This is a genomic window from Staphylococcus xylosus (genome assembly GCF_002732165.1).
Classification (GTDB): Bacteria; Bacillota; Bacilli; order Staphylococcales; family Staphylococcaceae; genus Staphylococcus; species Staphylococcus xylosus.
The window spans coordinates 308,445-332,106 of the sequence record NZ_MRZO01000001.1 but is presented as its reverse complement, the minus strand read 5'-3'; the positions used below and the strand labels follow the sequence as shown (position 1 = coordinate 332,106).

At 33.0% G+C, this 23,662-nt stretch carries 24 protein-coding genes; 3 read left to right on the top strand and 21 right to left on the bottom strand.

The window, feature by feature from the left end:
* Positions 1-169 precede the first annotated feature (169 nt).
* The 17 genes from BTM19_RS01675 to BTM19_RS01595 all read right to left on the bottom strand — a co-directional run bounded on the left by BTM19_RS01675 (position 170) and on the right by BTM19_RS01595 (position 17,015).
* Positions 170-1,453: a dihydrolipoamide acetyltransferase family protein gene (locus BTM19_RS01675; RefSeq protein ID WP_029377219.1), complete on the bottom strand. Its 1,284-nt coding sequence runs from the start codon at positions 1,451-1,453 to the stop codon at positions 170-172.
* Positions 1,454-1,465: 12 nt separating this feature from the next.
* A complete protein-coding gene (locus tag BTM19_RS01670; protein ID WP_029377218.1) occupies positions 1,466-2,449 on the bottom strand; it encodes an alpha-ketoacid dehydrogenase subunit beta in 984 nt (327 codons plus the stop codon).
* Positions 2,442-3,440 carry a thiamine pyrophosphate-dependent dehydrogenase E1 component subunit alpha gene (locus tag BTM19_RS01665; protein ID WP_029377217.1) on the bottom strand — a complete coding sequence of 333 codons (999 nt, stop codon included), beginning with the start codon at positions 3,438-3,440 and terminating at the stop codon, positions 2,442-2,444. The genes BTM19_RS01670 and BTM19_RS01665 overlap by 8 nt, the downstream gene beginning before the upstream one ends.
* A 16-nt stretch (positions 3,441-3,456) precedes the next feature.
* Entirely contained in the window at positions 3,457-4,878 is a 1,422-nt protein-coding gene (lpdA, locus tag BTM19_RS01660; RefSeq protein ID WP_029377216.1) for a dihydrolipoyl dehydrogenase, read from the bottom strand.
* 10 nt (positions 4,879-4,888) lie between these two features.
* Positions 4,889-5,950 (bottom strand): butyrate kinase, encoded by a 1,062-nt coding sequence (gene buk, locus BTM19_RS01655; RefSeq protein WP_029377215.1) that lies wholly within the window; start codon positions 5,948-5,950, stop codon positions 4,889-4,891.
* 236 nt (positions 5,951-6,186) lie between these two features.
* On the bottom strand, positions 6,187-7,083 hold the full coding sequence (locus BTM19_RS01650) for a phosphate acyltransferase (protein WP_029377214.1): 897 nt from the start codon (positions 7,081-7,083) through the stop codon (positions 6,187-6,189).
* Between the two features lie 79 nt (positions 7,084-7,162).
* On the bottom strand, positions 7,163-8,839 hold the full coding sequence (gene recN / locus BTM19_RS01645; RefSeq protein WP_029377213.1) for a DNA repair protein RecN: 1,677 nt from the start codon (positions 8,837-8,839) through the stop codon (positions 7,163-7,165).
* Positions 8,840-8,861: 22 nt separating this feature from the next.
* The gene (gene ahrC, locus BTM19_RS01640; RefSeq protein WP_017724556.1) at positions 8,862-9,314 is read right to left on the bottom strand and encodes a transcriptional regulator AhrC/ArgR; all 453 of its coding nucleotides are present in this window, start codon (positions 9,312-9,314) and stop codon (positions 8,862-8,864) included.
* A gap of 364 nt (positions 9,315-9,678) precedes the next feature.
* Positions 9,679-10,563 carry a polyprenyl synthetase family protein gene (locus BTM19_RS01635; protein WP_058625680.1) on the bottom strand — a complete coding sequence of 295 codons (885 nt, stop codon included), beginning with the start codon at positions 10,561-10,563 and terminating at the stop codon, positions 9,679-9,681.
* Positions 10,556-10,801 carry an exodeoxyribonuclease VII small subunit gene (locus tag BTM19_RS01630; RefSeq protein ID WP_058625685.1) on the bottom strand — a complete coding sequence of 82 codons (246 nt, stop codon included), beginning with the start codon at positions 10,799-10,801 and terminating at the stop codon, positions 10,556-10,558. The genes BTM19_RS01635 and BTM19_RS01630 overlap by 8 nt, the downstream gene beginning before the upstream one ends.
* Positions 10,794-12,131: an exodeoxyribonuclease VII large subunit gene (gene xseA, locus BTM19_RS01625; RefSeq protein WP_058625681.1), complete on the bottom strand. Its 1,338-nt coding sequence runs from the start codon at positions 12,129-12,131 to the stop codon at positions 10,794-10,796. Before xseA ends, BTM19_RS01630 begins: the two co-directional genes overlap by 8 nt.
* 14 nt (positions 12,132-12,145) lie before the next feature.
* The gene (gene nusB / locus BTM19_RS01620; RefSeq protein WP_017724560.1) at positions 12,146-12,532 is read right to left on the bottom strand and encodes a transcription antitermination factor NusB; all 387 of its coding nucleotides are present in this window, start codon (positions 12,530-12,532) and stop codon (positions 12,146-12,148) included.
* A gap of 130 nt (positions 12,533-12,662) precedes the next feature.
* On the bottom strand, positions 12,663-13,025 hold the full coding sequence (locus BTM19_RS01615) for an Asp23/Gls24 family envelope stress response protein (protein WP_029377209.1): 363 nt from the start codon (positions 13,023-13,025) through the stop codon (positions 12,663-12,665).
* A 12-nt stretch (positions 13,026-13,037) separates the two neighbouring features.
* The gene (gene accC, locus BTM19_RS01610) at positions 13,038-14,396 is read right to left on the bottom strand and encodes an acetyl-CoA carboxylase biotin carboxylase subunit (protein ID WP_029377208.1); all 1,359 of its coding nucleotides are present in this window, start codon (positions 14,394-14,396) and stop codon (positions 13,038-13,040) included.
* On the bottom strand, positions 14,396-14,875 hold the full coding sequence (gene accB, locus BTM19_RS01605; protein WP_029377207.1) for an acetyl-CoA carboxylase biotin carboxyl carrier protein: 480 nt from the start codon (positions 14,873-14,875) through the stop codon (positions 14,396-14,398). Before accB ends, accC begins: the two co-directional genes overlap by 1 nt.
* A gap of 495 nt (positions 14,876-15,370) precedes the next feature.
* Positions 15,371-15,928 carry an elongation factor P gene (gene efp / locus BTM19_RS01600; RefSeq protein ID WP_029377206.1) on the bottom strand — a complete coding sequence of 186 codons (558 nt, stop codon included), beginning with the start codon at positions 15,926-15,928 and terminating at the stop codon, positions 15,371-15,373.
* Between the two features lie 28 nt (positions 15,929-15,956).
* The gene (locus BTM19_RS01595; RefSeq protein ID WP_029377205.1) at positions 15,957-17,015 is read right to left on the bottom strand and encodes a M24 family metallopeptidase; all 1,059 of its coding nucleotides are present in this window, start codon (positions 17,013-17,015) and stop codon (positions 15,957-15,959) included.
* Between the two features lie 103 nt (positions 17,016-17,118).
* Between BTM19_RS01595 and BTM19_RS01590 the strand changes: the two genes are divergently transcribed.
* Both BTM19_RS01590 and BTM19_RS01585 read left to right on the top strand, forming a co-directional pair.
* Positions 17,119-17,706 (top strand): hypothetical protein, encoded by a 588-nt coding sequence (locus BTM19_RS01590; RefSeq protein WP_029377204.1) that lies wholly within the window; start codon positions 17,119-17,121, stop codon positions 17,704-17,706.
* Positions 17,707-17,728: 22 nt separating this feature from the next.
* Positions 17,729-17,950 (top strand): SA1362 family protein, encoded by a 222-nt coding sequence (locus BTM19_RS01585; protein ID WP_058625682.1) that lies wholly within the window; start codon positions 17,729-17,731, stop codon positions 17,948-17,950.
* A gap of 145 nt (positions 17,951-18,095) precedes the next feature.
* On the opposite strand, the gene BTM19_RS01580 is transcribed toward BTM19_RS01585, so the two are convergent.
* Entirely contained in the window at positions 18,096-18,926 is an 831-nt protein-coding gene (locus BTM19_RS01580; protein WP_038678546.1) for a lipoate--protein ligase family protein, read from the bottom strand.
* A gap of 172 nt (positions 18,927-19,098) precedes the next feature.
* On the opposite strand from BTM19_RS01580, the gene BTM19_RS01575 reads away from it, so the two are divergent.
* Positions 19,099-19,485, top strand: a complete 387-nt coding sequence (locus tag BTM19_RS01575) for a rhodanese-like domain-containing protein (protein WP_029377201.1) — start codon at positions 19,099-19,101, stop codon at positions 19,483-19,485.
* A 172-nt stretch (positions 19,486-19,657) separates the two neighbouring features.
* Here the strand turns inward: BTM19_RS01575 and gcvPB are convergent, their stop codons facing one another.
* The 3 genes from gcvPB to gcvT are packed head-to-tail and all read right to left on the bottom strand — an operon-like array spanning position 19,658 to position 23,584.
* Positions 19,658-21,136: an aminomethyl-transferring glycine dehydrogenase subunit GcvPB gene (gene gcvPB / locus BTM19_RS01570; protein ID WP_029377200.1), complete on the bottom strand. Its 1,479-nt coding sequence runs from the start codon at positions 21,134-21,136 to the stop codon at positions 19,658-19,660.
* A complete protein-coding gene (gene gcvPA / locus BTM19_RS01565) occupies positions 21,123-22,475 on the bottom strand; it encodes an aminomethyl-transferring glycine dehydrogenase subunit GcvPA (protein WP_058625683.1) in 1,353 nt (450 codons plus the stop codon). Before gcvPA ends, gcvPB begins: the two co-directional genes overlap by 14 nt.
* Positions 22,476-22,492: 17 nt before the next feature.
* On the bottom strand, positions 22,493-23,584 hold the full coding sequence (gene gcvT, locus BTM19_RS01560; protein ID WP_058625684.1) for a glycine cleavage system aminomethyltransferase GcvT: 1,092 nt from the start codon (positions 23,582-23,584) through the stop codon (positions 22,493-22,495).
* Positions 23,585-23,662: the final 78 nt, after the last annotated feature.

Genomic DNA, 23,662 nt, shown 5'->3' with positions numbered 1-23,662 from the left:
TATAAATCATATATATGCTTTTAAGCATCATCGATGTAATCCCTCCCATATAAAAATTTATTAAATAACGTAATAACAGATATCCATTAATAATATAATATTTTAGGCTGAGACATATATTTTGTGTCTCAGCCTAAAATATTATCAACTTTATTCAATTGTATGTTAATTAGTAGATGCTTGTATGTTCAATTGAGTATTGTTCAATACGTGTTTTCACGAAGTTCATAAATCTACCCGCCTGCAAACCATCTAAAATACGGTGATCAATAGAAATACATAAGTTCACCATGTTGCGTATCGCAATCATATCATCAATAACCACTGGTTTTTTAATCACAGATTCAATCTGTAGTATTGCAGCTTGAGGATGATTAATAATTCCCATAGAAGATACCGAACCGAACGTACCTGTATTATTTACAGTAAATGTGCCACCTTGCATATCTTCTGAGCGTAATTTCTTGTTACGTGCTTTTTGAGCTAATTCGTTAATTTCTCTAGCAATCCCTTTAATTGACTTTTCATCAGCGTTTTTAATCACAGGCACATATAATTTATCTTCGTCTGCTACAGCTATAGAGATATTAACATCTTTATGCATAACTATCTCAGAATCTTGCCAACTACTATTTAACAATGGATAAGCTTTTAATCCTTCAGCAACTGCTTTAACGAAAAATGCAAAGAACGTAAGGTTATAGCCTTCACTTTCTTTAAAACCATTCTTATGATAATTACGTGTTTTAACTAAGTTAGTAGCATCTGCTTCTACCATCATCCATGCATGTGGGATTTCGTTAACGCTATTCACCATATTTTGAGCTATTTGTTTACGTACGCCATTAACTGGTATTGATGAACCTGGTGATGGTTCATTATACGCTGATTGTTGTGATACCTTAGGAGAATCTTTTGGCGCTACAATAGTAGAAGATGTTTTGCTTGTTCCTTCTTTAATAACTTTCTCTATATCTTTTTTAGTTACACGACCTTCAAATCCTGTTCCTACAACTTGGTTTAAGTCGATTTGATTTTCAGATGCTAATTTGAAGACGACTGGTGAATACCGTCCATTATTTTTAGGTCCATCTGCATTAGCTGAAACTGAATCATTTTGGATGTTATCATTACCTGTCGTCTGCTTGTTTTGCAGCTCTTCTTTAACATCTTCAGCTTGGTTATTAGTTGATTGTTCTTGTTCAGTTTCATTTTGTTCGTCACCAGTATCTAATAGACAAATAATTTCATCTACAGCTACAGTATCGCCTTCTTCAACTTTTATCTCTGTAATTGTACCTGCATAAGAAGAAGGTACTTCTGCAGTGACTTTATCTGTAATTACTTCACATAATGGCTCATATTCTTCAACTTTATCTCCCACTGAGACAAGCCACTGTTCTATAGTTCCTTCATGAACACTTTCACCGAGTTTAGGCATTTTTATTTCCATGTTTGTGCCTCCTTAGAATTCTGCGAGTTCACGCATTTTAATTTTTATTTTATCTGGATTAATCATAAACTCGTCTTCGAGTGTCGGTGCAAATGGCATCGCTGGAACATCAGGACCTGCGAGTCTCATTATTGGGGCATCTAAGTCGAACAGACAGTTTTCTGCAATTATAGCAGCTACTTCAGACATAACACTACCTTCTAAATTATCTTCGGTAACTAATAAAACTTTACCTGTTAGTTGTGCTCTTTCGATAATTGTTTGTTTATCTAATGGATATACTGTACGTAAATCAACAACTTCTACATTAACGCCATCTTCTGAGAGCATATCGGCTGCTTGAATACAATAATTTACACACAGTCCATAAGTAAATACAGTGATATCATCGCCTTCACGTTTAACATCAGCTTTACCAATTGGCACTGTATAATACGATTCCGGCACTTCTTCTTTAAGTAAGCGATAAGCTTTTTTATGTTCGAAATATAATACTGGGTCATTTGATTCGATTGAAGCTAATAATAAACCTTTTGCATCATATGGCGTGGACGGAATAACAATTGTAAGTCCTGGCGTGTTGGCAAATATAGATTCTACGCTTTGAGAGTGATAAAGTGCACCGTGAATCCCCCCTCCAAATGGAGAACGAATTGTAATAGGACAATAAAAATCATTATTTGAACGATATCTCATTTTAGCAGCTTCACTCATAATTTGGTTTGTAGCAGGTAGAATATATTCGGCAAATTGTATTTCTGCTACAGGACGTTTGCCTAACATTGCCGCACCAATACTTGTACCTACGATATTTGACTCAGCTAGCGGAGTATCTAAAACACGTGCTTCGCCATATTTTTGTTGTAAACCTAAAGTAACGCCAAATACGCCACCTTTTTTACCGACATCTTCACCTAATACAAATACGTCGTCGTCCTTTTCCATTGCTTGGTCTAGTCCTTGTTGGATTGCTTCTAAGTAACTTAATTTAGGCATTGTCTAAACTCCCTTCTTCATAAACATGTGTATATGTTTCTTCTGGAGACGGATAAGGTGCTTTTTCGGCTTCTTTAGTTGCTTGGTTTACAATTTCTTTATGCTCACTTTCAACTTGTTCTAACCATTGTTCATTTATAATACCTTCTTCAAGAAGAAATGTTTTAAATTTAAGATTACAGTCTAATGATTTTAATTCTTCCCGTTCTTCTTTAGTACGGTATTTATCATCATCATCTGAAGAATGGGCTGTCAACCTTGTACACATAGCTTCAATTAATGTAGAACCGCCACCATTTAATGCCCGTTCTCTAGCCTCTTTCATAACTTTATACATTGCAATTGGATCGTTACCGTCTACATGTTCACCATGCATACCGTAACCAATAGCACGGTCTGACAATTTTTCGGCACCATATTGTAGCGAATCTGGAACAGAAATAGCATATTTATTATTTTCAATTACACAAACAAATGGTAGTTTATGTACGCCTGCAAAGTTTAATCCTTCGTGAAAATCACCTTGGTTAGAACTACCTTCACCAACTGTAGCCATAGCAATATTTGGTTTATTATCCATTTTCAACGCTAATGCTGCCCCAACACCATGTACGATTTGTGTACCTACTGGTGAACTTTGGGATAAAATGCCTTTTTCACGTTTACTAAAATGAGATGGCATTTGCTTTCCACCTGAACTAATATCATCACGTTTACCAAACGCTGCTAACATTGAGTCTAAAGCTGTCATGCCCATATAGGTAACAAATGCCAAATCTCTATAATAAGGTGAAGAAATATCTCCTTCTCGCATAGCATATGCCATACCTATTTGAGTTGCTTCCTGTCCTTGACAACTTATAACAAATGGTATTTTACCTGCACGGTTTAATAGCCACATACGTTCATCTATTTTACGCCCTAAATCCATCCATTTATACATTGCTTTTAAATCAGACTCTTCTAGTCCAACTGATTTATAATCAAACATCTTATTTCCTCCTAAATTAAACATGAATCGATCTGTTCTCAACCTTCAATCCTAATTCCATCAAAACTTCTGATAGTGATGGGTGTGCATGTGTTGTTAGGCCAAGTTCTAAAGTTGAACCATTCATAAATTGGAATAGTGACACTTCGTTAATTAATTCTGTGACATGAGGACCTATCATATTAAGTCCTAACACAGTATCTTGTTCTTGATCGATTATAACTTCACAAAAACCACTTTGATTAGTCGTATTTTCTATAACTGCTTTACCGATAGCTTTGAATGGGACTTTAACTGCTTTTGCTTTAATGTTTTCAGATTTAGCTTGGTCTATATTTAGTCCAATACTTGCCACTTCAGGTTGAGTATAAACGCATTTGGGCATTTTATTATAGTCAATTGGAAGTGGTGACTGATCAAACATATGTTCAATTGCGATAATGCCTTCTTTAGAGCCAACATGCGCAAGTTGTAAATTACCGATACAATCACCCGCTGCATAGATATGTTTATCGTCGGTTTGTTGGTATTCATTAACAACAATATGCTTTTTGTCTGTTAATTGAATCTTTGTATTATTTAAGCCAATATCATCAGTATTAGGTAGCCTGCCAATAGAAATTAATGCCTTTTCAAATTGTACAATTTCGTCATTTAATTTGATATTAATATGATCTTTGTCGACTGTTATATCTGATTCAGATAGTTGTGTATTTTCGTAAAATGCGACACCTCTATCAGTTAGTTCCTTTCTTAAAGTCTTGGCAATTGCTTTACTTTCAGTAGGTAAAATACGTGCGCCAGCCTCAATTACAGTTACATCGACACCAAAATCAGTCATCAGCGAAGCAAATTCTAAGCCGATAACACCTCCACCAATAATAGCTAGATTATTTGGCAATTGTTCCAATTGTAAGATATCATCACTTGAAAGCACAACTTTATGATCAAATGATAGAAACGGTAATGACATAGGTTGTGACCCTGTAGTTATAAGAACGTTATTATTAGGAATTAATTCAGATTCACCATCCTCGTACTCTACAGAAATTGTGCCACTTTGTGGAGAGAATATAGAAGGACCTAATATCCTACCTGTCCCATTAAATATATCTATACTGTTATGTTCCATCAAATGGTTAACACCACTAAACATTTGGCTTATCACTTCGTTTTTTCGTTCTTGTATGCGCCCAAAATTTATTTTAAATCCATCAACGTCCACACCAAAATCAGTTGCGTTTGTAACAGTACGCATAACTTCTGCAGATTTTAACAACGCCTTTGTCGGAATGCATCCTTTATGTAAACAAGTTCCACCTAGTAATGATTTTTCTACTAATGCAACTTTCTTTCCTAATTGTGAAGCTCTTATCGCAGATACATAACCCGCAGTACCCCCGCCAAGAATGACTAAATCATATTTTTCTTCTGACATATTAATACTCCTAACTATAAGCTTTAACCTTTTCTTTCCCGTCTAGTACATCTAATGTACGTAATGCCAATGTATCCATTTCTTTTTCTCCTGGATAAATTGTTACAGGTGCAATCCAATCAACGAATGATTTTATTTTTTGAACTAATAACTTATTGTAACTTAAACCACCTGTTAAAATAATTTGATCTACCTGTCCACGGAAAATAATTGACCTAGCTCCAATAGCATTAGAAACTTGATATGCTAATGCATCAAACGCTAATTTGATTTCGGAGTTTGAATCATATTTATCCGATAATAATTTTAAATCATTTGTTTTGAACATACTAATGAAACCACCTTTTTTACTTAAAAAGTGATTCATCTCTTGTGGTGTGAAATTATGCTTGTACCCAAATTCATAGAGTTGATCATTGGGTAACGAACCGGCACGCTCTGGACTAAAAGGACCTTCACCTAACAATCCTTCGTTTACATCTACTACTTGTCCATTTTTATGTGCGCCAATCGTTATGCCTCCACCCATGTGTGCAACGATAACATTTACATCTTCGTATGCTTGGTGAATAGAGGTTGCATATAATCTAGCAACAGCTTTTTGATTTAATGCGTGAAAAATACTACGGCGTTTTATATGCTTTATTCCTGTGATTTTTGTAATATCGAGTAATTCATCAACAACGACTGGGTCAATTGTAAAAGCGGGAATGTTCATATCTATTCCTAATTCATAACCAATCATACCACTCAGGTTTGATGCATGTATACCATATTTACATGTTCTAAGGTCATCATACATTTCTTTGTTAATTTGATAAACGCCACCTTGCATTGGTTTTAGTAATCCACCTCTACAGGCAATAGCATCAAAGCTTTTCAATGTATAATCAGATGTATGATTTAATGATAGTATAATTTCTTTAAGTCTTGATTGCTTTTGTTTACATAATGATTCAGAAGTAAGTTGTATATCATGTCGAATTGTATCATGCCACATACACTGATGAGCTTCATATACTGCAACTTTCGATGATGTACTACCTAAATTTAAAACAAGAATTTGAGACATTGTAGCACCTTCTTCTTGAAACTGACATACCTTTTGTATGTTAGTCTAAATACTAAAATTTAATTATGATATATAGTTAGATAATATGTACCATTAACTGATTCATTGTATATATAAATTATATTATCTACTTATATATTACATCAAGTTCTTACATTATAAAATTAATAACCTATTTCCGAAATTGAGCTAGTAGTCGGAAATGTAGGAAAATTTGTTGAATTAAAGCTCTTATATTAATTTAATATTTTTAATGCTAATAACAATGAGTCTAGTTTATTTTGTTTCGTATCTGCCCTTGAGGTCAATACAATCGGGAATTTTGCTCCTAAAACTAAACTAGCTACACGAGCATTAGCAAAATAAGTGAAGGATTTGTAAAGTGCGTTGCCAACATCTATATTTGATACCAATAATGCATCTACATCACCTGCTACATGCGACTTGATATTCTTTTCAATAACACTTTCCATACTAATTGCATTATCAAAAGCTAATGGGCCATCGACAAATAGATAGTCAGATGTTGTTCTACTAAATATGTTCTTGAGCTTTTCAGCATCCGTGGATGACAAGATTTTCTTGGTAGGTTTTTCAACGGATGAAAGAATACCAACTTTAAACTGGTCATAGCCAAGCGCTTTAGAAAATTCAGTTAAATTATTAATGATTTGTTTCTTTTCTTCAACTGATGGATTAATGTTTAATGCTACATCACTTAACATTAATGTTTTATGATAAGTCGGCACGTTAAAACAGGCAACATGATTTAAGAATCCATGCTTAGCAATAAAGCTTTTATTACTAAGTACAAAGGATAATAATGTCGATGACATCAAATTACCTTTGACTAATACTGATACTTTACCAGCAGACAAATCATCAGCACATTGCTTAAAAAGTTCATTGTCGTTACTAAAAGTAAGAATATGAATTCTATTGAGTAATTGTGGATGCATGTCGAAAGAGCGAATTATCTCTGTTGGATCTTGTGTGTCGTATAAATATACTTCAATCTCTGTCAAAACGAGTGCTTTCATGATAACGGATAACATTTTTTCATCATTTGCATATAAAATAGCAACATTACCTTTTAAATTATATGAAGGATCAATTAAATGTTGATATTGCATAACAATCAACACCTTTCTTATTTTATAAAAGTGATTATATTTGATATCACTATAAATAATTATTTAAAAATGTACGTCGTTAGGCATGTTGATTTTGCTCTATCATTTCTTTAGCATTTTGACGTGTGATATCAGTTACACTAGCGCCTGAAATCATTCTTGCTATTTCATCTATACGTTCTGAACCTGAAAGCTCTTGTACGTGTGTTGTAGTACGGTCATCAGCTGAATCTTTACTGATAAATAGATGATGATCGCTCATTGATGCTACTTGTGGTAGATGCGAGATACAAATCACTTGAATATGTTTTGCTAACCCTTTCATTTTTTCAGCCATTTTTTGTGCTGCTTGTCCAGAAACACCAGAATCCACCTCATCAAATAATATTGCAGTTTGTCCTCGTGTTTTTACAAAAATAGTTTTAAGCGCAAGCATAATACGTGATAGTTCCCCACCAGATGCAATTTTATTTAAACTTTTAAGTGGTTCACCTTTATTAGGGCTGATTAAAAACTCTACAAATTCAATACCCTCTCGATTTGGTACATCTAAAGGTTTAAATGAAATTTCTAAGTTAGCATCTTTCATTTGTAAATTTTGAATTTCATTCACGATGTGGTCGCGCAGAGTTTGTGCCACAATTCGACGTTCACGTGATAATTCTGTACCTAATTTAATTATATCTTCATATAATTCTTCAATTTCTTGTCTTAGCTGTGAAGTGCTTTCTTCGTAGTTTTCGATTTTATTAATTTCATTCTCTAATTTATCTTGGTATTTAATTAATTCACTAATATCTTTACCATATTTTCTTTTCAAATCATTCAGGACATTCATTCTAGCTTCAAGTTCATTTAAGTAGTGCTCATCAAATTCAGTATTCGTCAATTCATCATACAACTGATGTTTAGCATCTTCTAAAGTATAGTAAAATTGATCTACGTCTTCTTTAAGTACGTCATATTTTTCAGGTAGAATATCGCTTATTAATTGCAATTGATTGCTCAATTCATATAATCGATCTGTTATCGCATGCTCATCTGTTAAAGTGAGGTGAGCATTATTCAAAGCTAAACTTAGATTTTCTGAATTTTGTATACGCTTAATGTCTGATTCGAGTTGTGAAACTTCACCGTCAACCAAGTTTGCTTCTTGTATTTCTTCAAACTGGAATTTAAGTAAATCTAGGCGTTGCAATAACGCTTGGTCTGCAGATTCTAAATCTTCCAGTTCTTTCTTTTTAGCTTTATATTGATCATAAGTGGCAACGTATTGTTCAAGTATGGTTTTGTATTGATCATCAGCATAGTTATCTAGTAATTGTAGATGATATTTTTGCTTTAATAAAGATTGTGTTTCATGTTGGCCATGGATATCTAATAATTCTTGCATGATTTTACGTAAATCTTGCAAAGTAACTATTTGATTGTTAACTCTACAAATACTTTTACCTGTACTAAAAATTTCTCTTTTAACTAATAAAAAATCTTCATCTATATCGATGTCTAAAGCTTCAAGTATTGAAATAGCTTCTTTACTTTCATCAATATCAAATATACCTTCTATAATAGCTTTCTTCTCACCATGTCTCACATAATTTGATGATGCACGCATACCAATCAGTTGTCCGATAGCGTCGATAATAATTGATTTACCTGCGCCAGTTTCACCACTTAACACTGTTAATCCATCACTAAAGTGAACTTCTAGTTCATCAATGATTGCGAATTGTTTGATAGATAAAGTCTGTAGCATCCTTCTAAACACTTCCTTATACTTATAATAAATTAAAGATGCGCGTTTTGATTTTTTCACTTGCTAACTCATCTCTACAGATAATTAAGCAAGTATCATCACCACAAATAGTACCTAAAACTTCTTCCCAATCAATTTGATCTAAGATTGCACCGATTGATTGAGCGTTTCCGGGCAATGTCTTTAGAACTAATAAGTTGCCAGTACCATCTATATTTACAAATGAATCCATTAAATAACGGCCTAGTTTTTCTAGAGGATGATATTTTCTATCATTTGGTAAACTATAAACGTACTGTCCTGTTGGTGTGGGGACTTTTATCAACTGTAATTCTTTGATGTCTCTGGAAACTGTAGCTTGAGTAACATTTAATTCGTACTCATTTAATCTTTTCACTAATTCATCTTGTGTTTCAATTTTTTCGTTTGAAATTATTTCTCTAATTTTAATATGTCTTACTGATTTTTTAGCCATATACAGCACCTCTATGAACGAATATTTATACATTTATTTTAACACATGCATATAAATACTACTACTAAAGATAGTTGGAATTTTACTTATGTGAAAACGATAACTCTGCATATCAAAGGTAAAATCACAACTTAAAGTATATTTAAACAACTGCTAAATCACGCTGAAAATTATGAATGTGATGAATAATTATTGAATAGTATGTGATTTCTAATAAATAACAATCGTCCTTGTTTTCAAAAATAAATTTCAATCGCTTACTGTATGTAGCTTATATTAAACTTTAATAAAAATAAAAAAGAGAGCGGAAACAGAAATCAAAATGAAAAAATGATTTCGTATTCTCGCTCTCTACAAGAACGCTTTAAGATTCGCGATTATTAAACAATTCAATAATATAAGTTAAGTTTTCTGTATTGTATTGATCTGGTAATCGACTTAGACAATCATAAGCTTGTTGTGTATGATATGTCATTTTATCTTCGGCACCTTGTTGTCCTAATAGTGATACATATGTACTTTTATCATTATCAATATCGCTACCTACAGCTTTACCTAATTTTGCTTCGTCACCATATACATCTAACAAATCATCTTTGATTTGAAACATTAAACCTAAATGTTCGCTAAATGATTCTAATGCATTCGCAACACTTTGTTCTGGTTTTGCAATATCTACTGCAGCCATCACTGCAAATTTAAGTAACGCGCCTGTTTTGGCGTTGTGAATTTGTTCGAGTGTATCGATATTCACTTTGGCACCTTCGCCTTCACTTTGCATATCAAGAGTTTGACCTCCAACCATACCCAAATGGCCACTAGCAAAAGCTAAACGTTTAATTAACTTGATTTTAGCAGTATCATCAACTGCTTCATCATTAACGATAATATCAAATGCTTTGGTTAGGAGTGCGTCGCCAGCTAAAATCGCTTTCCATTCACCAAACACTTTATGATTTGTAAGTTTGCCTCTGCGATAATCATCGTTATCCATTGGTGGCAAATCATCGTGTATTAAAGAATAAGTATGAATCATTTCTAAGCCAAGTGCAGAAGAAAGCCCGGCTTTATACTCACTAGATAACATCTCTAAAGTTAATAGTAATAACACTGGTCTAATTCGCTTACCACCAGCTTCTAATGAGTAACGCATACTTTCTTCTAAATTTGTATTTAAATCTGAATCCGGGATTGTCTCGGATAATAGTTGGTTAACTTCCGCTGTTAAGTTTTCCATCTTTTTATTCATTTTCATTATCTTCCTTCACGACATCGTCATTATTATCAGTATGTTCATCTGCCATTAATTCGTTGACTTTCTTTTCAGCGTTTTTTAACGTTTCATCGCAAGTTGCTGACAATTTCATACCGCGTTGATACAAGTTCAGAGATTCTTCTAATGATACATTTTCGTTATCAAGTTTATGCACTATATTTTCTAACTCTTTCATCATTTCCTCGAAACTTTGTGTATTACTATTACTCATCATTACACCTTACCTTCTTAACTTGAGCATCAACAACGCCATCTTTCATTGTTAATACTATGTTGTCGTTCTCAGCTAAATCACTAGTACTCGTAATAACATTGTCATCCTTATTAACGATTGTATAACCACGCAACATCGTATTTGTAGGACTTAAATTATTAAGACTTTCTAATTTTCTAGCTAGGTTATTTTTTTGATTATGAATAAAATTATTCATAACTTTATTCAAATCATCACGCTTTTGAGCATTTGTTATTTGTTCTCTATTTATATCTTGTTTAAAACCTTTAAGATTAAACTTATTCAACAATAATTGTAATTGCTGTTGATGATTTTTGATTGCTAAATTCATCGAAAGGTTAAGTTGCTTTTCTAAATCATCTCGTTTTTGAATCTGTTGATCGTACAATAATGTTGGCGTTTGAAATTTATAATACGATGATACATGTTCTAAATGTTTTCTTTGATGATGTAAATGTTGTTTTATAAAACGAGTAAGCGACAAATTGGTTTGTTGCAAATATTGACGTAATTCAAATTGATCTGGTGTTGCCATAACTGCAGCTTGTGTCGGTGTAGCTGCACGAACATCTGCAACGAAATCACTGAGCGTAAAATCCGTCTCATGACCAACTGCCGAAATAATAGGTGTAGTACAGGCGTGTATGGCTTTGACTACATCCTCTTCATTAAAGTTCCATAAGTCTTCAATAGAACCTCCGCCTCGTCCGATAATTATCGTATCTACACCCATTTCATCTGCGCGTTGTATATTTTTAATAATATCGTTTTTAGCTTGTTCACCTTGTACTAGTGTATTGATTTGTATTTGTTCTGCTAAAGGATATCTACTGTTGATTGTAGTATGAATATCTCTAATGGCTGCACCTGTACCTGCCGTTAACACTGCAATCTTCTTAGGGAACTTAGGTATAGGTTTTTTGTTATTTTGATCAAAATAGCCATCTTTAGTAAGTTTCTTCTTCAGCTGTTCTAATCTTTGATATAGATTCCCGACGCCATCTAAATGCATCTTATTGACATAAATTTGATAGTTCCCACGGCGTTCATATACTGACACGCGTGCTTCTACAAGTACCTCGTCACCTTCCTTAGGTGCAAAATCAATTTTCGAGGCATTGCCTTTAAACATCATCGCACTTATAACGCTATTATTATCTTTGATGTTAAAGTATAGATGACCACTACTATGTTTTTTAAAATTAGACAGTTCACCTTTAATTAACACAGATTGCAAGTGAGGATCTTGATCAAATTTATATTTAATATATTTTGTAAGTGTAGATACACTTAAATATTCTGCCATGTTATATCACTCTTTTATTCAATATTGCTCAATACACCATTTATAAATTTATAATGATCATCATCACTGAATTGTTTTGCTAATTCCACAGCTTCGTTGATGATTACTTTTTGTGGTGTTGAACTATTTAACAATTCATAAGTAGACATTCTTAAGATAATACGATCAGATTTTAGTAATCTATCTAAAGTCCAATCTTTTAAATGTGGTTGGATTTTTTCATCTAAGACCGATTCATGATCTTTCACACCAGTTACTAACCAGTTGATAAAATCAAATTCTAAATCAGGATTATCATCTTTAATAAAACTTATAGCTTCATCAATAGTTAATTCATTATTTTTCATTTCAAGCTGAAATAGAGTTTGAAAAGCTTGTGTTCTCGATTCTTTACGACTCATTATAAACTCCCTTAAGCATAGTTTTATTTGTAAATCATTTGTGCATAGAAATAAGACATGTTAAAAAAAACAAACGATTATTTCAGTTGTCACATAATGTATTTATAAAGTAAATTTGCTTTATTTAATTTTAATTTATTGGTTCGATATGCGTAATGTGGACATTAATTTGACTTGGTTCAATCGTGGTCATTGTAGTTAATGAATTATATATAGCCTGTTGTATTTTTTTTGCTGTTTCTGAGATATTAATTCCATAGGATAATGTGCAATAAACATCTATATAAATGCCATCTTCCCTTGTATCTACTTTTATGCCTCTACTTAATTGTTTCTTGCTTATATTTTCAATACTTGCATGTTTTAACTCTTTAAAATGACCTTGAATACCTTTAATTTCAGATGTTGCTATACTTGCTATAACTGTTAAAACTTCGGGCGCAATCTCAATTTTCCCTAAATTGGAATGTGTGGACTCTGATACTTTGACCATTTCACTTACCCCCTAATTAGATTCATCATCCATAATATTATATGTTTCTAAGAAATTAGTGTTAAATTCCCCGCTTCTGAAAATTTCATTGTTTAATAGACGAACATGGAATGGTATCGTTGTGTCTATCCCTAATACCAGGTATTCGCCTAATGCACGTAAACCAGTCATGATTGCTTCGTCTCTAGTTGGTTCATGAACAATGAGTTTTGCAACCATAGAATCGTAATATGGAGGAATTGTATAATTAGTATAACATGCAGATTCAATTCTTACGCCAAATCCACCTGGAGCCAAGTATTGGGTAATTTGACCTGGGGAAGGCATAAAGTTTTTGTATGGATTTTCAGCATTAATTCTAAATTCCATTGCATGTCCTTCAATTTTAATATCTTTCTGTTTAAACGGTAACTTTTCACCCATCGCAACTTTTAATTGTAGTTTAACTAAGTCTATGCCTGTGACCATTTCGGTAACTGGGTGTTCAACTTGTATTCGTGTATTCATTTCCATGAAGTAAAATTCGTTAGAATCTAAGTCATATATAAATTCGATAGTACCAGCATTTTCGTAATTAACTGCTTTTGCAGCTCTTACTGCCGCATTACCCATTTCTTGTCTCTTTTCTTCAGTTAATATTGGAGAAGGCGCTTCTTCAACAAGTTTTTGCATTCTACGTTGAATTGTACAATCACGTTCACCTAAATGAATCACGTTGCCATAGCTATCACCCATAATTTGTATTTCAATATGTCTGAAATTCTCGATGAATTTTTCCAAATATAGTCCACTATTACCAAAAGCAGTTTCCGCTTCTTGTTGTGTCATTTTGAAGCCAGTTTCTAATTCTTTTTCATCACGAGCAACTCTAATACCTTTACCGCCGCCACCAGCAGTAGCCTTGATGATAACTGGATAACCTATTTTGTTTGCAATCTTTTTCGCGTCTTCAATATTTAAAACAAGCCCTTCGCTACCAGGAACAACTGGCACTTCAGCGCGTTTCATTTCTTCTTTAGCTACGTCTTTGATACCCATTTTTTGAATAGATTCAAAGCTTGGTCCAATGAATTTAAGTTGGCATGCATCACATAGTTCAGCAAAATCACCATTTTCTGCTAAGAAACCATATCCAGGGTGAATGCCGTCACACCCTGTTGATGTTGCAATAGATAAAATGTTTGGGATATTCAAATAAGAATCTTTAGATTGTGTTGGCCCGACGCAGTATGCTTCATCAGCAATTTGAGTATGTAAAGCGTCTTTATCTCCTTCTGAGTATATTGCCACCGTTTGTAAACCTAAATCGTGACATGCACGAATAATTCTTACTGCGATTTCCCCTCTATTTGCTATTAAAATTTTATTCATTATTTTACCTTAAATAACGGTTGGCCATACTCTACCATTTGACCGTCTTCTACTAAGATTTCAGCAATTTCACCACTGACTTCGGCTTGTATTTCATTGAATAATTTCATAGCTTCTAATATACATACAGTTGAATCGTTTGTTACAGAATCTCCAACTTGCACGTAGGCACTTTCTTCTGGAGATGGTGATTTGTAAAACGTACCAACCATTGGCGCATTAATTGTTTGCAAGTTATCTTCTGTGGCATTAGTATTCGTGTTAACTTCATCAGCACCTTGTATTCCTGCAGGAGTTGATGCCACACCTTGTTGGGGTGCCATTTGTTGCATCGGTTGCTGTGAAATTTGAGGTGTTATAATTTCAGTTTCTTTTTCTTTTTTTAAATTTACAATATTACCTTTGTCCTCAATATTAATTTCAGTCAAGCTAGATTGGTCAAGAATTTCTATCAATTCTTTAATTTCTTTAAAATTCATAAATACTGACTCCTTCAGATTGTTTTCATTTACCTTGTTTATTTTACTTTAGTGATATGTTCAATTCAAGCATATACATACTTTCTATAATAAACTGATTAACTTTTATCGTGTTCTATATACCATAAGTGTCTAAAATCTAATTTTTTTAGTGAGATGATGTAATTCTTATTAATTAATATATTACATCACTATAATGTTGATATCACTAATTGTTAAAATCCGATAGTAGTTCAATTCGCTTCTTTAGCGCTCAGGTTCAATTCGATATGTATCACAGTGTAATACGATTAATAACACTTAGTATAAACGCTACATACAAAGTTAAACATTTATAATTTAACATTTTAATTATAGAATTTATAGTATTCATAAACATTATATTCTCTAATATAACCTTTTATATTCATAATAACCATAAAAATCTCAATTATATATATCGGAAAGGTTTTTACTCATCACTTTAATTGCATATGATTTTTAAATAATAAAATGTTAGGCTCTAGAAATATAACTACCATCACCTGTATTAATTACAAGTGTGTCACCTTCATTAACGAATAAAGGTACATTTAAAGTATATCCTGTTTCTACTGTAGCAGATTTAGTAGCACCATTAGCTGTATCACCTTTAATACCTGGTTCAGTTTCTGTTACTACAAGTTCAACAGTTTTTGGTAATTCAACACCAAGTGTTTCATTACCATATGTTTGAATTTGAACTTCCATGTTTGCTTTTAAGAAGTTTAATTCGTGTTGTAAATAATCTTCTTGTAGCTCTGTTTGATCAAATGTTTCATTATCCATAAAAACATGAGTATCTCCATCGGCATATAGATATTGCATACGACGATTTTCAATCATAGCAGTTTCTACTTTTTCGCCACCTCTGAATGTTTTTTCTTGGATCGAACCAGTTCTTAAATTACGTAGCTTAGAACGTACAAACGCAGAACCTTTTCCTGGTTTAACATGTTGGAAATCTAAAACTTTCCAAATACCATTATCTACTGCTATTGTTAAGCCTGTTTTAAAATCATTAACCGAAATCATTCAGTTTCCTCCTCAATTGTAAGGTCTTCTATAAAATAATAAGGTTTTTCGGAGATTTAGTAAAGCATTCACAGCCATTTTCTTTAATTAAAATGTCATCTTCAATACGAACGCCACCCAATCCATCTATATATATACCAGGTTCAATTGTAACACAATTATTTATATCTAATGACACATCAGATTTTCTAGAAAGATTAGGACCTTCGTGAACGTCTAATCCAATACCATGACCAAGTGAATGTCCAAACGCTTCGCCATAACCTTTTTCAGCGATATAATCTCTTGCAATAGCATCTAACGCCTTACCAGTAATACCTTTTTTAGCAGCATCAATACCTTTTTGATTCGCCTCTAGAACTATATTATAAATTTCTTTAAGTTTTGGATCAGGCTCACCTATTGCAAATGTACGAGTGATGTCTGATGAATAACCTTTGTAATATGCACCAAAATCTAATGTAATTAATTCTCCTGAATTTATAACTTTGTCACTAGCAACACCATGAGGGAGCGCACCACGTTCTCCAGAAGCAACAATCGTTTCAAATGAAGTTCCTTCAGAACCTAGTTCTAACATTTTGCTTTCTAATTTTGCTTTTAGTTGCTGTTCAGTCATACCAGCTTTTGCTACAGTTAATATATATTCATATGCTTCATCAACAATATTTGCAGCTTTTTGAATCAACTTAATCTCTGCTTCATCTTTTACTTCACGTATTTTTTCAATCATACCTGAAATACTAATTAAACTAATGTATGATTTGCTTAATTGAAGATATGTATCATAGCTGACTAAGTCACCTTCAAATCCAACATTTTGTACGTCTAACTTTTCAAGTTGCTTTTTGACTTCATCAATTAAACTACCTTCTTGTTTGATGATTTCAAATTCTGGGGCTTGAGCAGTCGCTTGTTCAATGTACCTAAAATCAGTTAGCAACAAGTTGTGATCTTTCGTAATGATTAACGCACCACTTGTACCAGTAAAACCGGATAAATAACGTCTGTTAAAGTCAGAAAGGACTACCACTGCTTCTAAATGTTTGGCTTCTATAGCGGTATTTAATTTATCAATTCTTGTCATTTGTCATCCTCCTATACAATAAGTTTGTACATTTTCTTTTTATACATTAAAATGATAGCATAATTATAGTAAAAATTTATAGTTTTTGAATTAGGAGAGAGTTATGAAGAAAAAAATAGTGGCTATTTTATGTGCTTCATGTATACTTGCTGGTTGCGGAAGTCAAAACCTTGGTCCATTAGAAGAAAAGACGACCAAACTTCGCGATGAAAACCATAAGTTAAAGGGGAACATTCAAGAATTAAAACAAGAAATTAGCAAAGAGCAAAATAAAATTGCGGCTTTAGAGAAAGATAAGAAAGATATTAGTAAAGCAAAAAGTAATAAAAAGAAAGTAGCTAATTTAAAAGCATCTTCTACATATTATCAAGATATTGCTAAATTAATTGACCAATACAACGCCATCGAAAGTGATGTTTCAAAAAACAAGGGTGATAAGAAAGTACAAGATAAACTTGCAGAACTCAAAAATAAGATGGATACCGCATTTACGACATATAAAAATGATGTGGATAAAGATAAAATGGATAGCGAAGATAAATCCAAAAATAAAAACATAACTAAATTGGATAAAGACTTAAATTCAGCATTTAGTGACATTAAAGATGGTTACGATGCTAAAGATAAGAAGAAGATTCAAAAAGGTCAAGCAGCTTTATCAACCATCAGTATTAAAGATAGTCAAAGTTAACAATCACATAGGAGTGTTTTAGGTGAAACAAGCAATATTTTATATCGTTATCGCAATTGCAATCGTGGGATTAGTACTCAATCTTGATGCCTTTATCTTCAGTTTTGTAAGAATGGTCGTTAGCTTAGCCATTTTTGGTGGTATTATATATGCAATTTACTATTTCTTCTTCTTAACTGAGGATCAGCGTAAATACAAACGTGCGCAACGTAAGTATAAAAGACAAAATAGAAAGAAAAAATAACAAATACTCGGATATATAAATAACCCCAGATAGATTATCTTAAACAGATATCTTTTTCGGGGTTATTTTATAATTTATACTTATTTAAAATATTTTGATATGTGTCACTATTTTTAAATTATAGAGCAAACAATTTAAAACTAAGCTATTTACGATAATTCCACTCGTCAGATTTGTATTTCTCAATCAACTCATTTATTTCATTCTGTTGTTTTTCATTAAGTTCTAATGGCATAAAGTCAATATTCAATCCTTTTTTAAAGCCTATTTCAAATGCTTCTTCCATCTCTTCGATACTAATATGACGATCTGAAATATCGTTTATTGCCACAGCTTTTTCTACAAATGCTTGCTTCATTTTATCTTTGAGGCGATCATTTTTAAAAACAAACATATCAAACAAATCATCTACGTCTACATCTTGTAGCAAAGAACCGTGTTGTAAGATAACTCCTTTTTGACGAACTTGAGCACTGCCAGCAATTTTACGCCCTTCTACTACTAATTCATACCAGCTAGGTGCATCAAAACAAACTGCACTTCTTGGTTGTTTTAAATTTGCTCTTTCCTCTTTTGATTTTGGAATAGCAAATGAAGCATCAAAACCTAAATATTTAAAACCTTCTAACAATCCTTCTGAAATAACTCTATAAGCTTCAGTCACTGTTGAAGGCATCTCAGGATGTGATTCTGGAACGATGACACTGTATGTCAGTTCTTTATCATGTAATACCCCTCTGCCACCAGTTTGACGGCGTACAAGTCCGTATCCTTTAGCATTCACCTTTTCAATATCTATTTCCTTAGTTAGCCTTTGAAAATAACCAACTGATAAAGTCGCAGGGTCCCATGTATAAAACCTAATTACTGGATCTATCTCTCCTCTAGATACAAAATTAAGTAAAGCTTCATCCATTGCCATATTATAATATGGGTCTTTGCTACCAGTATTTATAAAATTCCATGTTTCTGTCACTTTCAAAACTCCTATCGCTAAATTAAATTGTGATAACAGCAATTTTGTGTTATCGTTTTCAATAATTGTTCAAGTTTGTCAGCAATAACTATTTATCGTGAGAAAAATATTTTGATAAATTGCGCTAACAGTCTTATAATATATAATATCGGTTAATTAGGGAGGATGCAAGATGAGTAACTTTTGGTTTATACCTTTAGCAGTATTAATAATTATCATCGCTTATATGCTAATCAATTATCTTCTTAATAAAAGAGCAGTCACAGAATTAAACCAAAATGAGTTCCATGATGGTTTGCGCAAAGCTCAAGTTATTGATGTAAGAGAAAAAGTGGATTACGATTACGGTCACATCAACGGTGCACGTAATATTCCAATTACTATGTTTAAACAAAGATACCAAGGTTTACGAACAGACCAACCTATCTATCTTTGTGATGCGAATGGCATTGCCAGTTATCGTGCAGCAAAAATATTAAAGAAAAACGGCTACACGGATATCTACATGTTAAAAGGTGGATATAAAAAATGGACTGGTAAAATTAAATCTAAAAAATAACTTCATATCTTAAAATTATTGATATAAAGTGAATGTTTAAAATAAAAAGCGTAGTTAACATTTAAAGTTGACTACGCATTTTATTTTGCACAAAAAGATCGAACTGGTTTTATACCAGTCCGATCTTTTGTTTGTATATTTAAGTTACTATCACTATAACCAAGTAAACTAACTATTCTTTTTCTGAACGTAAGTTTTCAAATTTTAATACTGGATTTCTTGCTGCTTTGGTTTCGTCTAACCTATCAATGATAGTTGTATGTGGCGCTTCTAATACAATATCTGGGTTCTCTTTAGCTTCATTTGCAATTTGAATCATCGTATCACAGAAGTGGTCTAGAGTTTCTTTTGACTCGGTTTCAGTTGGTTCAATCATCATACCTTCTTCGACATTAAGTGGGAAATAAATAGTCGGTGGATGCACGCCAAAATCTAATAGACGTTTAGCCATATCTAATGTACGAACACCTTGTTCTTTTTGTTTAGATCCACTTAAAACAAACTCGTGTTTACAATATTGACTGTAAGGAATATCGAAATGTTCTTTCAGTCTTGCTTTAATATAATTGGCATTTAACACAGCAGCTTCAGAAACCTCTTCAAGACCTTTGTTACCCATACTACGAATGTAAGTATACGCTCTTAAGTAGATGCCAAAGTTACCATAGAAAGGTTTAACACGTCCTATAGAATTTTCTATATTATTATCATATTTATAAATATCGTTTTCTTTAACAACCATCGGTTTAGGTAAAAAGCTCGCAAGTTCTTTTTTAACGCCTACTGGTCCAGAACCTGGTCCACCACCGCCGTGTGGTCCCGTAAATGTTTTGTGTAAGTTTAAGTGAACTGCATCAAATCCCATATCGCCTGGTCTAACTTTGTCCATAATGGCATTTAAATTTGCACCATCATAATATAATAATCCTCCAGCTTCATGAACGATATTACGAATATCCATAATATTTTTCTCGAAAATTCCTAAAGTATTTGGATTTGTTAACATGATAGCAGCTGTTTTATCATTAACTAAACGCTTCAAATCATCAATATCTACTTCTCCGCGTTCATTTGATTTAACTGTTACAGCCTTAAAGCCTGCAAATGCAGCTGAAGCTGGGTTAGTTCCGTGTGCAGAGTCAGGAACGATAACTTCGTCACGATGACCTTCTCCATTTTTTTGGTGGTATGCTTTAAAAATCATTAAAGCTGTCCACTCACCATGAGCACCAGCAGCAGGTTGTAATGTTACCTCATCCATACCTGTGATTTCTTTCAACTCTTCTTGCAAACTATGAATAATCTCCAAAGATCCTTGAACTTGCGATTCATCTTGTAATGGATGTGATTCCGCAAATCCCGGTATTCTAGCAATCTTTTCATTTATTTTCGGATTATATTTCATAGTACAAGAACCTAATGGATAAAATCCTGAATCCACACCAAAGTTTTTATTTGAAAGCTCTGTGTAATGTCTCACTAAATCTAATTCAGCAACTTCTGGTAGTTCTGCTTTATTTTTTCTAATATATTTTTCGTCTAATAATTTTTCAACAGCACCATTATCTATTTCTTTTTTTGGTAACGAATACGCATAACGACCTTTTTTAGAACGCTCAAAAATTAGTGGACTTGATTTACTTACTACCATTTAATTCACCTGCTTTCTTAACAAATGTGTCAATTTCATCTTTTGTTCTCAATTCCGTTACAGCAACAAGCATATGGTTTTCAAATGATTCTGATACTTCGCTTAAATCGAAACCTCCTATAATTCCTTCTTGTATAAGAGCATCATTAATATCTTTAACAGGTTTATCGAATTTCACTACAAATTCATTAAACGATGTTCCATTTGACACTTCTAAACCAACTTGCTTAAATTGTTCTTTTGCATAATTTGCATTTTCAAAATTTTGTACTGAAATATCATAAATACCTTGTTTTCCTAATGCTGACATACAGATCGAAGAAGCTAATGCATTTAATGCTTGGTTTGAACAAATATTTGAAGTAGCTTTATCGCGACGTATATGTTGTTCACGAGCTTGTAAGGTTAGAACAAAGCCACGATGCCCATCTGCATCTTCAGTTTGCCCTACTAAACGACCAGGTGTTTTACGCATTAATTTTTTAGTTGTAGCAAAGAAACCACAATGAGGCCCTCCAAATTGTGCAGGTATGCCAAATGGTTGTGTATCTCCAACTACAATATCCGCACCAAAACTACCTGGAGGTGTTAGTAAACCTAATGCAAGTGGATTTGTATAAACAATAAATAAAGCCTTCTTACCTTCAATAAATGATTGGATTTTCTCTAAGTCTTCAATTGAACCATAGAAGTTAGGATATTGCACGGCTACCGCAGCTGTATCGTCATCTACAGCTGCTTCTAATTTTTCTAAATCTGTAATAGTACCATCTAAATCAACTTCTACGACTTCAAATTCTTCACGTGTTTTTACATATGTGTTGAGAACTTGTAATGCTTGATAATGTAATCCTTTAGAAACTACAATTTTATTTTTTCGCGTTTGATTAAAAGCTAAAATACATGCTTCAGCAAAACTTGTAATACCATCATACATAGATGAATTTGCAATATCCATGTCAGTTAATTCACAAATTAACGTTTGGAATTCAAAAATTGCTTGTAGTTCACCTTGTGAAATTTCTGGTTGATAAGGTGTGTATGCAGTATAGAATTCTGAACGTGAAATCATTGCATCTACTACAGCTGGTGCGTAATGGTCGTATACGCCTGCACCTAAAAATGAAGTGTGCGTTTCTTTAGTGATATTTTTACTAGCAACTCTACTTAAGCGCTTTGTTAATGTAGTTTCAGCTTCTGCGTCTGGAATAGCTAACTCTCTATTTAATAATATGTCATTGGGTACATCCCCAAATAATTCTGCAATTGAATCTGCACCAATAGTATCTAACATTTCCTGCTTATCTTGCTCTGTTAATGGAATATAACGATGACTCACAGTAACACCCCTTTGTATTATTTGCTTATTTGATTTTTCTTAACAATTTTTGCTTTAACTTGTCTCTTCCTTACTTGTACTAACACTTCTTTGCCCATTTCAAAAGCTTCCCGATTTATTAGAGCTAAACCAATTGATTTACCAGTTAATGGTGATTGAGTACCCGAAGTAATCTCTCCAATTTGATTACCATCTAAATCCAATACTTCATAACCAGTTCTAGGAATACCTTTATCAATCATTTCTAAACCAACTGTTCTACGTTTTGAACCATGTTCTTTTTGTTCTTTAAGAACACTTTTGCCAATGAAATCGGCTTCGATTAATGGCTTGACTGCAAATGCGATACCAGCTTCATATGGTGTAATTTCTTCGCTTAAATCTTGACCATGTAGAGGTAAACCAGCTTCCAATCTCAATGTATCTCTTGCTCCTAAGCCACATGGAACAACGTTATACTCTAGTATTTTCTTCCATAAATAAGGAGCATCATCCGCGTCGCAGTATATTTCAAAGCCATCTTCACCAGTATATCCTGATTGTGATAAAATTACGTTTTTCCCAAAAAACGCTACATTTTGCTTAAATTCGAAAGGTTTCATTGAAGATACATCTACATCAACATGTTGTTGAACTAGGTTACGCGCATTTGGCCCTTGAATTGCTAATTGACCATAATCATTCGAAACATTAATTACTTCTGCATCGAAGTTTTCGGCTTTTTCTTTCATCCAAGCAAAGTCTTTATCTGTATTGCCAGCATTTACTACTAATAAATATTGATTTTCATCTAATTTATATGTGATTAAATCATCAATAATACCGCCATTTTCATTACACAGTGCAGTATATTGAGCTTTATTTGTAGTCAAATTTTCAGTATCGTTAGAAAGTAGATATTGTACTAGCTGTGCAGCTTCACTACCTTTTATCAGAATTTCACCCATATGGCTTACATCAAACAAACCGATTTCTGTTCTAACAGCATTATGTTCTTCTTTAATACTTGAAAATTGGACTGGCATAGCCCATCCACCAAATTCTACGATTTTAGCACCACTATCTACAAAAGTTTGATAAAGCGGTGTTTTTTTCAGTTCATTGGACATGAATAAACCTCCTATTATTTAAGTAAAAATATATTAAAAAAAACAGAGTAGACTAAGCTACCCTGTTTAAATTCTCCA

Coding starts and splice junctions, on each gene's coding strand:
- BTM19_RS01675 (WP_029377219.1), bottom strand. CDS start 1,453: ATGGAAATAAAAATGCCTAAACTCGGTGAAAGTGTTCATGAAGGAACT.
- BTM19_RS01670 (WP_029377218.1), bottom strand. CDS start 2,449: ATGCCTAAATTAAGTTACTTAGAAGCAATCCAACAAGGACTAGACCAA.
- BTM19_RS01665 (WP_029377217.1), bottom strand. CDS start 3,440: ATGTTTGATTATAAATCAGTTGGACTAGAAGAGTCTGATTTAAAAGCA.
- lpdA (WP_029377216.1), bottom strand. CDS start 4,878: ATGTCAGAAGAAAAATATGATTTAGTCATTCTTGGCGGGGGTACTGCG.
- buk (WP_029377215.1), bottom strand. CDS start 5,950: ATGTCTCAAATTCTTGTTTTAAATTTAGGTAGTACATCATCGAAAGTT.
- BTM19_RS01650 (WP_029377214.1), bottom strand. CDS start 7,083: ATGCAATATCAACATTTAATTGATCCTTCATATAATTTAAAAGGTAAT.
- recN (WP_029377213.1), bottom strand. CDS start 8,839: ATGCTACAGACTTTATCTATCAAACAATTCGCAATCATTGATGAACTA.
- ahrC (WP_017724556.1), bottom strand. CDS start 9,314: ATGGCTAAAAAATCAGTAAGACATATTAAAATTAGAGAAATAATTTCA.
- BTM19_RS01635 (WP_058625680.1), bottom strand. CDS start 10,563: ATGAATAAAAAGATGGAAAACTTAACAGCGGAAGTTAACCAACTATTA.
- BTM19_RS01630 (WP_058625685.1), bottom strand. CDS start 10,801: ATGAGTAATAGTAATACACAAAGTTTCGAGGAAATGATGAAAGAGTTA.
- xseA (WP_058625681.1), bottom strand. CDS start 12,131: ATGGCAGAATATTTAAGTGTATCTACACTTACAAAATATATTAAATAT.
- nusB (WP_017724560.1), bottom strand. CDS start 12,532: ATGAGTCGTAAAGAATCGAGAACACAAGCTTTTCAAACTCTATTTCAG.
- BTM19_RS01615 (WP_029377209.1), bottom strand. CDS start 13,025: ATGGTCAAAGTATCAGAGTCCACACATTCCAATTTAGGGAAAATTGAG.
- accC (WP_029377208.1), bottom strand. CDS start 14,396: ATGAATAAAATTTTAATAGCAAATAGAGGGGAAATCGCAGTAAGAATT.
- accB (WP_029377207.1), bottom strand. CDS start 14,875: ATGAATTTTAAAGAAATTAAAGAATTGATAGAAATTCTTGACCAATCT.
- efp (WP_029377206.1), bottom strand. CDS start 15,928: ATGATTTCGGTTAATGATTTTAAAACAGGCTTAACAATAGCAGTAGAT.
- BTM19_RS01595 (WP_029377205.1), bottom strand. CDS start 17,015: ATGACAAGAATTGATAAATTAAATACCGCTATAGAAGCCAAACATTTA.
- BTM19_RS01590 (WP_029377204.1), top strand. CDS start 17,119: ATGAAGAAAAAAATAGTGGCTATTTTATGTGCTTCATGTATACTTGCT.
- BTM19_RS01575 (WP_029377201.1), top strand. CDS start 19,099: ATGAGTAACTTTTGGTTTATACCTTTAGCAGTATTAATAATTATCATC.
- gcvPB (WP_029377200.1), bottom strand. CDS start 21,136: ATGGTAGTAAGTAAATCAAGTCCACTAATTTTTGAGCGTTCTAAAAAA.
- gcvT (WP_058625684.1), bottom strand. CDS start 23,584: ATGTCCAATGAACTGAAAAAAACACCGCTTTATCAAACTTTTGTAGAT.